General features: G+C 55.9%; 8 protein-coding genes. 6 read left to right on the forward strand and 2 right to left on the reverse strand.

The genetic code is table 11. The annotated features are described in order from the left end of the window. Positions 1-11 precede the first annotated feature (11 nt). Genes glgC through glgP form a run of 3 tightly spaced genes read left to right on the forward strand, consistent with a single transcriptional unit; the run spans position 12 to position 5,206 of the window. Entirely contained in the window at positions 12-1,307 is a 1,296-nt protein-coding gene (gene glgC / locus BJP35_RS00945) for a glucose-1-phosphate adenylyltransferase (protein ID WP_020884559.1), read from the forward strand. Continuing rightward, on the forward strand, positions 1,307-2,740 hold the full coding sequence (glgA, locus tag BJP35_RS00950; RefSeq protein WP_014171982.1) for a glycogen synthase GlgA: 1,434 nt from the start codon (positions 1,307-1,309) through the stop codon (positions 2,738-2,740). The genes glgC and glgA overlap by 1 nt, the downstream gene beginning before the upstream one ends. Before the next feature lie 18 nt (positions 2,741-2,758). Beyond that, on the forward strand, positions 2,759-5,206 hold the full coding sequence (gene glgP, locus BJP35_RS00955; protein WP_014171981.1) for a glycogen phosphorylase: 2,448 nt from the start codon (positions 2,759-2,761) through the stop codon (positions 5,204-5,206). An 87-nt stretch (positions 5,207-5,293) separates the two neighbouring features. On the opposite strand, the gene glpD is transcribed toward glgP, so the two are convergent. Beyond that, positions 5,294-6,802 carry a glycerol-3-phosphate dehydrogenase gene (glpD, locus tag BJP35_RS00960; protein ID WP_020884561.1) on the reverse strand — a complete coding sequence of 503 codons (1,509 nt, stop codon included), beginning with the start codon at positions 6,800-6,802 and terminating at the stop codon, positions 5,294-5,296. Positions 6,803-7,054: 252 nt separating this feature from the next. Between glpD and glpE the strand changes: the two genes are divergently transcribed. The 3 genes from glpE to BJP35_RS00975 are packed head-to-tail and all read left to right on the forward strand — an operon-like array spanning position 7,055 to position 9,040. Beyond that, positions 7,055-7,387, forward strand: coding sequence for a thiosulfate sulfurtransferase GlpE (gene glpE / locus BJP35_RS00965; protein WP_041162890.1), 333 nt, complete (start codon positions 7,055-7,057; stop codon positions 7,385-7,387). A gap of 47 nt (positions 7,388-7,434) precedes the next feature. Beyond that, positions 7,435-8,265 carry a rhomboid family intramembrane serine protease GlpG gene (gene glpG / locus BJP35_RS00970; protein WP_086462857.1) on the forward strand — a complete coding sequence of 277 codons (831 nt, stop codon included), beginning with the start codon at positions 7,435-7,437 and terminating at the stop codon, positions 8,263-8,265. A gap of 16 nt (positions 8,266-8,281) precedes the next feature. Further along, positions 8,282-9,040, forward strand: a complete 759-nt coding sequence (locus BJP35_RS00975; RefSeq protein ID WP_008503060.1) for a DeoR/GlpR family transcriptional regulator — start codon at positions 8,282-8,284, stop codon at positions 9,038-9,040. Between the two features lie 83 nt (positions 9,041-9,123). Here the strand turns inward: BJP35_RS00975 and malT are convergent, their stop codons facing one another. Next, positions 9,124-11,829, reverse strand: a complete 2,706-nt coding sequence (gene malT / locus BJP35_RS00980; RefSeq protein WP_020884564.1) for an HTH-type transcriptional regulator MalT — start codon at positions 11,827-11,829, stop codon at positions 9,124-9,126. Positions 11,830-12,334: the final 505 nt, after the last annotated feature.

Consider the following 12,334-nt stretch of genomic DNA (forward strand, 5'->3'; position numbering starts at 1 on the left):
AGGAGTTAGTCATGGTTAGATTAGAGAAGAACGATCCCTTAATGTTGGCACGCCAGCTACCATTAAAAACTGTTGCCCTGATACTCGCAGGCGGGCGTGGTACTCGTCTGAAAGATTTGACCATCAAACGCGCCAAACCTGCCGTCCACTTTGGTGGTAAGTTCCGTATTATCGACTTTGCGCTCTCCAACTGCCTGAACTCAGGCATTCGCCGCATTGGCGTCATTACGCAGTATCAGTCGCATACTCTGGTGCAGCACATCCAGCGCGGCTGGTCATTCTTCAGTGAAGAGATGAATGAGTTTGTCGATCTTCTGCCTGCCCAGCAGCGCGTTCACGGTGAGAACTGGTATCGCGGGACGGCGGATGCGGTGACGCAAAACCTCGACATTATTCGCCGTTATAACGCGGAATACATCGTGATCCTCGCGGGCGATCATATCTACAAGCAAGACTACTCCCATATGCTGATCGACCACGTCGAAAAAGGGGCGCGTTGCACCGTGGCATGCCTGCCCGTGCCTGTTGCTGAGGCGACGGCATTTGGGGTGATGCACGTCGACGCCGACGACAAGATTATCGATTTTGTCGAAAAACCGGCGAACCCACCGACAATGCCAGGGGACGATACCAAATCGCTCGCCAGCATGGGGATCTATGTCTTTGATGCCGATTATCTTTACGCGCTGCTGGAAGAAGACGACAAAGACGAAAACTCCAGCCACGACTTCGGCAAAGATATCATTCCGAAAATTACCAAAGCTGGCATGGCGTATGCACATCCCTTCCCGTTGTCCTGCGTGCAGTCTGATCCGAATGCTGAACCTTACTGGCGCGACGTCGGAACGCTGGAGGCCTACTGGAAGGCAAACCTCGATCTCGCGTCGGTGACGCCTGAACTGGATATGTACGACCAGAACTGGCCAATCCGTACCCACATGGAATCGCTGCCGCCGGCGAAATTCGTTCAGGACCGCTCCGGCAGTCACGGCATGACGCTGAACTCGCTGGTGTCCGGCGGATGCATTATCTCAGGATCGGTGGTGGTGCAGTCGGTGCTGTTCCCCCGCGTGCGCGTGAACTCATTCTGTAATATCGATTCGGCGGTGCTGCTGCCGGATGTTTGGGTCGGACGCTCATGCCGTCTGCGCCGTTGCGTTATCGACCGTGCCTGCGTCATACCTGAAGGCATGGTGATTGGTGAAAATGCGGAAGAAGACGCGCGTCGTTTCTACCGTTCGGAAGAGGGGATCGTGTTAGTAACACGGGAAATGTTGCGGAAGCTGCAGGTCAAACAGGAGCGATAATGCAGGTTTTACATGTATGTTCTGAGATGTTCCCGTTGTTAAAAACGGGCGGTCTGGCGGATGTTCTTGGCGCATTGCCTGCGGCGCAAATCGCCGGGGGTGTAGATACCCGAGTTCTGTTGCCCGCTTTTCCGGATATCCGGCGTGGTATTCCAGATGCAAAGGTGGTCACTCGTCGTGAAACCTTCGCCGGACGCATCACCCTGCTGTTTGGACATTACAATGGCGTAGGCATTTACCTGATTGATGCGCCGCATTTATACGATCGACCGGGTAGCCCGTATCACGATACGAACCTGTTCGCCTATACCGACAACGTGCTGCGTTTCGCACTGCTCGGCTGGGTCGGTGCTGAAATGGCAACCGGGCTGGATCCGTTCTGGCGCCCGAATGTGGTACACGCTCATGACTGGCACGCCGGGCTTGCACCGGCGTATCTGGCGGCGCGCGGCCACCCGGCGAAATCGGTCTTTACCGTTCACAACCTGGCGTATCAGGGCATGTACTATGCCCATCACATGAATGACATCGATCTGCCATGGTCGTTCTATAACATGCACGGGCTGGAGTTTAACGGGCAGATTTCGTTCCTGAAAGCCGGCATCTACTACGCCGATCACATTACGGCCGTGAGCCCGACCTACGCCCGGGAAATTACCCAGCCGGAGTTTGGTAACGGTCTGGAAGGGTTGCTGCGACAGCGCCATCGTGAGGGCCGCCTGTCGGGGATCCTCAACGGCGTTGATGAGCAGATCTGGAATCCGGAGACCGATCTTCTGCTGGCGGCACGCTATGGCCGCGATTCCGTGGAAGACAAAGCGGAAAACAAACGCCAGCTGCAGATTGCGATGGGGCTGAAGGTGAACGATAAAGTGCCGCTGTTCGCCGTCGTCAGCCGTCTGACCAGCCAGAAAGGGCTGGATTTAGTGCTGGAGGCGCTGCCGGGCTTACTGGAGCAGGGAGGACAACTGGCGCTGCTCGGCGCCGGCGACCCGGTGCTGCAGGAAGGTTTCCTTGCGGCAGCGGCGGAACACCCCGGGCAGGTAGGGGTGCAGATTGGCTATCACGAAGCGTTTTCGCACCGGATTATGGGCGGTGCTGACGTCATTCTGGTGCCGAGCCGTTTCGAACCGTGTGGCCTGACGCAGCTCTATGGCCTGAAATACGGCACGCTGCCGCTGGTACGTCGTACCGGCGGGCTGGCGGATACCGTATCGGACAGTTCTCTGGAAAACCTTGCGGACGGTATCGCCAGCGGGTTTGTCTTTGAGGACAGTAATGCCTGGTCGCTGCTGCGGGCGATTCGGCGTGCTTTCGTCTTGTGGTCCCGTCCATCTCTGTGGCGTTACGTTCAGCGTCAGGCGATGTCTCTGGACTTTGGCTGGCACGTTGCGGCGCAGTCATACCGCGACCTTTATCAACGCTTGATGTAACGAGGCGAAGTTACTGATATGAATGCTCCTTTTAGCTATTCTTCACCCACGCTCAGCGTTGAGGCGTTAAAGCACTCTATCGCCTATAAGCTGATGTTCACCATCGGGAAAGACCCGGTCATCGCCAACAAACACGAGTGGCTGAACGCCACGCTGTTTGCCGTGCGTGACCGCTTAGTGGAACGCTGGCTGCGCTCTAACCGCGCCCAGCTCTCGCAGGAAACGCGGCAGGTTTATTACCTGTCGATGGAATTTTTGATTGGCCGCACGCTGTCCAATGCGCTGTTGTCGCTCGGTATCTATGACGACGTCAAAACCGCACTGGAAGAGATGGGGTTAGATTTAGAAGAGCTGATTGACGAAGAGAACGACCCGGGCCTCGGTAACGGTGGCCTGGGGCGCCTGGCCGCTTGTTTCCTGGACTCGCTGGCGACGCTGGCCCTGCCGGGCCGCGGCTACGGGATTCGCTACGACTACGGCATGTTCAAGCAGAACATTGTGGAAGGCCGACAGAAAGAGTCTCCGGACTACTGGCTTGAGTACGGCAACCCGTGGGAATTCAAACGACACAACACGCGCTACAAAGTGCGCTTTGGTGGCCGTATTCAGCAGGAGGGAAAAAAATCCCGCTGGGTTGAGACGGAAGAGATCCTGGCCGTGGCCTATGACCAGATTATCCCCGGCTACGACACCGATGCCACCAACACCCTGCGCCTGTGGAGCGCCCAGGCCAGTAGCGAAATCAACCTCGGTAAATTCAACCAGGGCGACTATTTTGCGGCGGTGGAAGATAAAAACCACTCTGAAAACGTCTCCCGCGTACTTTATCCGGACGACTCGACCTATTCCGGACGCGAACTGCGTCTGCGTCAGGAGTATTTCCTTGTGTCCGCGACGATTCAGGACATCCTGAGCCGTCACTATCAGCTGCACAAAACCTACAGTAACCTGGCGGAAAAAACCGCCATTCACCTCAACGACACCCACCCGGTGCTTTCGATCCCCGAGCTTATGCGTCTGCTGATCGACGAGCACAAGTTCAGCTGGGATGATGCGTTTGAAGTGACCTGCCAGGTCTTCTCGTACACCAACCACACCCTGATGAGCGAAGCGCTGGAAACCTGGCCGGTCGACATGCTCGGTAAAATTTTGCCGCGCCATCTGCAGATTATCTTTGAGATTAACGACTACTTCCTGAAGACGCTGCAGGAGCAGTATCCGAACGATACTGGCCTGCTGAGCCGGGCTTCAATCATTGATGAATCCAACGGTCGCCGCGTGCGTATGGCCTGGCTGGCGGTGGTGATCAGCCACAAGGTGAACGGGGTTTCCGGACTGCACTCGAACCTGATGGTGCAGTCGCTGTTTGCTGATTTCGCGAAGATCTTCCCGACGCGTTTTTGCAACGTGACGAACGGTGTTACCCCGCGTCGCTGGCTGGCGCTGGCTAACCAGCCGCTCTCCGACGTCCTGGACGAACATATTGGCCGCACCTGGCGTACCGATTTGAGTCAGCTGGGTGAGCTTGAACAGCACCTGGATTTCCCGGCGGTGAACAAAGCCGTGCGTGAAGCCAAGCTTCTGAACAAGAAGCGGCTGTCGGTGTATCTTGCGCTGCACCTGAACGTAGTGGCCAACCCGAAAGCGTTGTTTGATGTGCAAATCAAGCGTATCCATGAGTACAAGCGACAGCTCATGAACGTGCTGCACGTCATCACGCACTACAATCGCATCAAAGCCGACCCAACGGCCGACTGGGTGCCACGGGTGAAAATCTTTGCCGGTAAGGCGGCGTCGGCATACTACATGGCGAAGCACATTATTCATCTCATCAATGATGTGGCGAAGGTGGTCAACAACGATCCGGATATCGGTGACAAGCTGAAGGTGGTCTTTGTCCCGAACTACAGTGTGAGTCTGGCACAGTTGATCATTCCGGCGGCGGACCTGTCTGAGCAGATTTCCACGGCCGGTACGGAAGCCTCCGGCACCAGTAATATGAAGTTTGCCCTGAATGGCGCACTGACCATCGGTACGCTGGATGGCGCGAACGTTGAGATGCTGGAACATGTGGGGGCAGAGAATATCTTTATCTTCGGTAACACGACGGAGGAGGTGGAGGCGCTTCGCAGGAAGGGCTACTCGCCGCGCGAGTACTACGAAGAAGATGAAGAGCTGCGTCAGGTGTTGACGCAAATCGCCACCGGCGTGTTTAACCCTGAAGAGCCGAGCCGCTATCGCGATCTGGTCGATTCACTGATTAACTTTGGTGACCACTATCAGGTGCTGGCGGATTACCGCAGCTATGTCGACTGTCAGGACAACGTGGACGAGTTGTACCGTCAGCAGGAGAAGTGGACCAGCGCCGCGATGCATAACATCGCCAATATGGGGTATTTCTCATCAGACCGTACTATCAAAGAATACGCTGAAACTATCTGGCATATCGATCCCGTGCGGTTATAAAAAAACAGAGCCGGGTGGCGGCTTCGCCTGACCCGGCTTGTGCGATCTGCAGGCCCGGGAAGCGTAACGCCACCGGGCTTTTTTACATCACGATGCTAATGACAGCTCACGCTTTCCCGCGTTCTGCGCCAGCCACTGCGCCACGCGCGACTGCTGCTCGGCATCCAGCCACATCCCTTCTTTGGTACGACGCCAGATGGCATCATCCAGGCGGCGCACCCACTCGTTCTCAACCAGATAGCGCAGCTCGGCTTCGTAGAGTTCGTGACCGAAATGTTCACCCAGGTCGGCAAGCGTTTTGGCTTCACCCAGGATCCATTCCGTATTACTGCCGTAGGTACGGGCGTAGTGACGCGCCATCCCTTCGGTGATGAACGGGTAGCGACGGCGCAGTTTCGCGGCATAATCATCGCGGTTATCCCCGATATCGCCGCCAGGCAATACGGCTCCTTTAGTCCAGGCCGGGCCAATGCCCTTGTAGTACGGCACCAGTTTTTCCAGTGCGTGTTCGGCCAGCTTACGATAGGTAGTGAGCTTGCCGCCAAAGACCGACAGCAGCGGTGCCTGGCCGTCCACGTCATGAATATCCAGCGTATAATCGCGGGTGATAGCCTGCGGTGAGTCCGATTCGTCATCACACAGCGGACGCACGCCGGAGTAGGTCCAGACCACGTCATCGCGTGCCAGCTGTTTTTTGAAGTGCGCGTTATACACTTTCAGCAGGTAGCTGACTTCACTTTCGTCGATCTCGACATTTTTCGGATCGCCTTTGTACTCCACGTCGGTGGTGCCGATGATGGAGAACTCGTCCATCCACGGGATCACAAACACGATACGTTTATCTTCGTTCTGCAGGATATAGGCCTGCTTCTGGGTATGCACGCGTGGCACGACAATGTGGCTGCCTTTGATTAGGCGGATGCCGTACGGCGAAGGCAGGTGCATTCCCTCATCAAAGAACTGTTTCACCCACGGACCGGTGGCGTTCACCAGCCCGCGCGCTTTCCAGCTGAACTTCTCGCCGGTATCCACGTCTTCCGCTTCAACAACCCACAGGCCGTTTTCACGACGGGCAGCCGTGGCGCGGGTGCGGGTTTTCACCTCGCCGCCCTTTTTCACCACCATCTGCGCATTGGCAAGGACCAGACGCGCATCGTCTACCCAGCAGTCGGAATATTCGAATCCGCGCACGATTTCAGGTTTAAGGACCGATTCTGAGCCAAAACGCAAACCGGTCGATCCTGGCAGGCTGGTACGTTTGCCCAGATGATCGTACATAAACAGACCGATTCGAATCATCCACGCCGGACGCAGATGCGGGCGGTGGGGCAGGCGAAAGCGCATCGGAATCGCCAGGTGCGGGGCCATTTTCAGTAGCACTTCACGTTCGGCCAGGGCTTCGCTGACCAGGCGGAATTCGTAGTGTTCCAGGTAGCGCAGGCCACCGTGGATCAGTTTGGAGCTGGCGGACGAGGTCGCGCAGGCGAGATCGTTAGCTTCCAGCATCAGCACGGATAAACCGCGTCCTGCAGCATCGGCCGCAATCCCGGCACCGTTGATGCCACCGCCTATCACAATCAGATCTTTGGTTTCCATAACACCCTCACGCACTTTCGTTAAAGCTCAGAAATGTTCGATATCGCTCATAATAGCAAAGGAACGCGCTTTTGGTAACATCAAAAAAACAATTTAGAGTGATATGGATAACATAATGGCGTTTACCCGCCGCCAGGACGTACACTACGGGGTAAAATAGTGCCGCTTGATGCCCTCGCCCATCCTTCTCACTTCAGGAGAGAGTGGGGGTGAGAGGAAGCGCACCACACCTGAATATAAGATGAGAGCACCATGGATCAGTTTGAATGTATTAACGTAGAAGAAGCCCATCAGAAAATGCACCAGGGAACGGCTGTGCTGGTGGACATCCGCGATCCACAGAGCTTTGCGATGGGCCACACGCCAGGCGCGTTCCACCTGACCAACGACTCCCTGGCCGCGTTTATGCGCGATAACGACTTCGACACGCCGGTGATGGTCATGTGCTACCACGGCAACAGCAGTAAAGGTGCAGCGCAGTACCTGCTTCAGCAGGGCTACGATGCGGTTTACAGCGTCGATGGCGGCTTCGATGCCTGGCATCGTCATTTCCCGGCAGAAGTTGAATACGCGTTTGAGCGCTGATACCGCTATACTGTCCCCTTTTGTGTGGAAATAAGCGACGGCTGCCCATGTTGATGATCACCTCTTTTACCAACCCGCGCGTCGCCCAGGCGTTTGTCGACTATATGGCGACGCAGGGCGTTATTCTGACCATCCAGCAACATCATCAGACCGATGTGTGGCTGGCCGACGAGAGCCAGGCCGCGAGGGTAAATGAGGAGCTGGCGCGATTCCTTGAGAACCCTGGCGACCCGCGCTATCTGGCCGCAAGCTGGCAATCAGGCCAGACGGGCAGCGGGCTGCACTATCGCCGTTTTCCCTTCTTTGCCACCGTGCGCAAACGCGCGGGTCCTTTTACGCTGCTGCTGATGGCGGCCTGCATTATCGTGTTCATTATGATGAACGTGGTCGGCGACCAGAGCGTCATGATCGCCCTGGCATGGCCCTATGACCCTTCACTGGACGTTGACGTCTGGCGCTATTTTACCCACGCGCTGATGCACTTCTCGGTGATGCATATTCTCTTTAACCTGCTGTGGTGGTGGTACCTTGGCGGTGCCGTCGAGAAGCGTCTGGGCAGCGGGAAGCTGATTGTGATCACCGTCATCAGTGCCCTGTTGAGTGGCTATGTGCAGCACAAATTCAGCGGCCCGTGGTTTGGCGGATTATCAGGTGTTGTGTATGCCCTGATGGGCTATGTCTGGCTCAGAGGTGAGCGCGATCCTGAAAGTGGCATCTATCTGCAACGCGGGTTAATAACCTTTGCGTTAATATGGCTAATTGCCGGATGGTTTGATCTGTTTGGTATGTCTATCGCCAATGGTGCACACGTCACCGGGCTGGCCGTTGGGCTGGCGATGGCGTTTGCCGACACGCTCCATGCGCGAAAACGAACATAATTCTCAGGGATAATTGATGAAACAAACACAACGTCATGACGCCATTATCGAACTGGTTAAAAAACAGGGATATGTCAGCACCGAAGAGCTGGTCGAGCAGTTTGCCGTCAGCCCGCAGACCATTCGTCGTGACCTGAACGACCTTGCCGATCAAAACCGTATTCTGCGCCACCACGGCGGGGCGGCGCTGCCGTCCAGCTCGGTCAACACCTCATGGCATGACCGTAAAGCCACGCAAACGGCGGAGAAAGAGCGTATTGCGCGGAAAGTCGCCAGCCAGATCCCTAACGGGGCGACGCTGTTTATTGATATCGGCACCACGCCGGAAGCCGTCGCCCATGCGCTGCTGGATCATGAAAACCTGCGCGTCGTGACCAATAACCTGAACGTCGCGAATACCCTGATGCAGAAAGACGATTTCCGCATCATCCTTGCGGGCGGCGAGTTACGCAGCCGCGACGGCGGTATCATCGGTGAAGCGACGCTCGACTTTATCTCTCAGTTCCGTCTCGATTTCGGCATTCTCGGGATCAGCGGTATCGACAGCGATGGCTCCCTGCTGGAGTTTGATTATCATGAAGTCCGCACCAAGCGTGCGATTATTGAGAATTCACGCCACGTTATGCTCGTGGTGGACCACTCCAAGTTTGGCCGTAACGCGATGGTGAATATGGGCAGCATCAGCATGGTTGATGCGGTTTATACCGACGTGATGCCGCCGGCAGGCGTGATGCAGGTGATTAAGGATAATAATCTGCAGCTGGAACTGTGCTGACGTAAAAGCAAAACGGCAACCGAAGGTTGCCGTTTTTAGTTTCTGCAAAACAGGCCGGGTGAGGGCACCCACGCGCACCGGAATTACACGCCGTACCCCATCATCTTCAGCAGCTGCTGTGCATGCTGCACCGCATCCTGACGATGGGCGACGCCCAGCTTCTGATAGAGATTACGGATATGGGTTTTGATGGTCGTCGCCGCCACCGCCAGTTCACCGGCGATCTGCTCGTTGCTGTAGCCTGAGTAGATTAGCCCCAGCACCTGCCATTCGCGCTGAGTGAGCGGGCTGGTGCGGATCAGTTCCGGTACTTCCGGATGGTTCAGCAGACGTTCAACAAAGTTCTCATCAAAGTGCGCAAACTTATGGCGATGGTGCTGGTTAATCTCGCGCAGAATACGCTGGGCACGATGCTGATCCAGCTCTGGCAGCGTATTGAGTTGAATCAACTGTCGCAGCTGCTGGGCCATCACTTCACCTTCAATGACAAAGTGGCTGATAAACCCGGTGCGGTTCGCCAGCTGCAGCGCTTCCAGCAGGACGCGCTGGGCATCGTTTTTGCGGCCCGCCTGCCAGTAAAGCTGGTTCAGCAGAAGCAGGTTGCGGTTGAGATCGCTCATCAGACGCAGGCTGCGGGCGTTTTCATTAAGCTCTTCCAGCACGATTTCGGCAGGTTCTAATTCACCGAGCAGGATCTGGACGCGGGCAATATTGCGCCACTGGCTCTGCAGGAAGTGGTTGTTGGCAAATTCCGGTTTAGGGGTCTGACGTAACCAGTTAGCGGCGGATTTTTTGTCGCCGGTCATCTGCCAGTAAATCACCCGCACCTTATCGGCGTTGGACACCCAGTCGCTGTGGTACTGACCGTTACCGAGCAGGTTTTCCAGACGGTTAAGGTGGTTGCGGGCGTTATCGAGATCGCCACGCGCCAGCGAGCACTGGACCAGCAGCGCCAGACACTGCAATTGCTGCTGTGGCTGGAAGCTGGAGAGAACGTCCACACCCTGACGGGCGCAGCTTTCCGCTTCATCCAGACGCGACCATGCCCAAAGAAGCTGTGCACGAATGCGCAGCAGGAACTCGTGCATCGGCAGCTGTTCCAGATGCTGCTCACGAATCAGCTGGAAGGCCTTTTCCTGATTTTCCCAGGCGGCCTGCAGGAACCCCTGCGCAAACAAAATTTCACTTTGCTGGATCAGGCTCCACAGCGCGTAATGCCAGACATCGTGGCGGCGGGCCATCTGTTCAGTTTGTTGCATGAGCGAAAGGGAGCGCGTCAGCTCGCCTTTGCAGTGCAGAACTTCACCGTGTACCGAGGTGGCCACAATACGGCTGTAGAAATTGGCCAGCGGCAGTTCATCCAGCGCAACCATCGCCAGGCGCTCTGCCTCTTCCGGATCACCGTCGTTAATCGCCACCTGCGCTCGCAGGGCGTTGAATTCGCCGTGCAGGGTGGCATCCATATCGCTTTCCATCTCCTGCTCGGCACGTGCCAGCAGGGTATTTACTTCACTGTAGCGATGCTGGCTCTGCATCAGCCAGGCCTGCAGCAGCACCAGGCGCGGATTCTCCAGCAGGCTCTCCCACGGCAGGGCTTTCAGTGACTCTTCAAGCAACGTCAGCTCGCTATGGTTAAACAAGCCCCATGCGTGGTTAAGGAGGATATCGCGCAGCATGCCGGCATCACCGGCGGCAAGCGCGTGGTGAATCGCCTCGCTCGGGAAACCTTGGGCCATCCAGCTTTCGGCGGCGGCGCGATGGATTTCCGGCAGTTCCGTCGCAAGCTCCCACTGACAGCGCTGGCGCAGGAAACTGCCGAACAGTGGGTGATAGCTGAACCACTCGCCGGGATCGTCCATTCGGGTCAGGAACAGGCCCTGGCGTTCAATCTCTTCCAGCTGCAGCTGACCGTTTTCACAGCCGGTCACGCGCACGATCAGCGCGTCGTTCATGGAACGCAGCAGAGAACTTTTGAGCAGGAAATTTCGGGTCGACGGATCAACGCTGTTCAGCACTTCGTCGACGAGATAATCAGAAAGATGGCTCGCGTTAATCCCCGCCAGGCGACGCGCAGACTGGTGCGTCGGGCTGTTATTTTGCCGGGCAGAGAGAGCAATCAGCTGCAGCGCCGTCGCCCAGCCGGCGACATCATCACACAGACGGCTGCTTTCGGAGGCCTCAATTGGCGAGTTCAGTCGACAGTCAAAGAACTGTTTGGCTTCCTGATGGGTAAAGGCCAGCTGCTGGCTGCCGACTTCCAGCAGCTGATCGCGCACACGCAGGTTGGCGATGCCCAGTTGCGGCAGGTTACGCGACAGCACGACCAGGGTCAGGTTTTCCGGCTGATGACGCAGGAAGAAACGCATCGATTCATGGATAACCGGGTTAGTGATGAGATGATAATCATCAATCACCACGTACAGCGGGCGATGCCATTCGGCCAGTTCGATAAACAGCTGTGAGAAAAGGGAAGACAGACTGGCGTACTGGCGCTTTTGCACCATGACCTCACTGGCGACGCAGTGTCCGTTGGTTGCCTGCTGAATGGCAGCAATCAGATAGCTGGCAAAACGCTCTTGCTGGTTATCGCCCTCATCAAGGGAGTACCAGCCAAGGTCGCTCTTACCTGCGGCCCATTGCGAAATGAGCGTTGTTTTTCCATAACCTGCAGGGCTCGTAACCAGCGCCAGTCGGAAATTATGCGCGCCGGAAAGTTTAGCCAGCAGACGCTCGCGGACCACTGTATGGTCAAGACGAACCGGGCGACTTAATTTAGACGGAATCAACATAGTTTTCACTTCACTGTGGGGAACGAGAGAATTTATTTTTTTTGCGCTTCGTAATTAATAGCTATAAGGTCGGCCAGAAAGAGAACTATTGCAAGTTATGTCTGGGTTTTGTGGCTCTGAATTTGCACTCTGTCACAAAACATTCAGGCGAGTACCGGAACTTTTCCAGAATGGCTTTAACACCGCGTCAGCGCTGGCTTGTCCCAGTGTCACACGGTTACGCTGAAACTGGTTTCAGAAAGGTATAGTGACGTCAAATTTAATAAAGTTCGGGTAAAGTTGAGTGAGATTAATAATCCCCTTAGGTAAGGCCCCATTGCAGAAATATTATTCTGCGTAAGTAATCATTTCGGCGCGGATTAATTTCATCCGAAACTGTATTTCATTTTTTTGACATTCTCCCCGGTTATCTTTTTTTCTTCCTGGCACACTCGCACTATGCTCTCAGAGTGGCCTTGATCACACTTTTATGCTCATCCCCGCTACTCCTCCCTGCCTAATCCCC

This window comes from Enterobacter sp. J49 (assembly GCF_002148625.1).
GTDB lineage: Bacteria > Pseudomonadota > Gammaproteobacteria > Enterobacterales > Enterobacteriaceae > Enterobacter > Enterobacter ludwigii.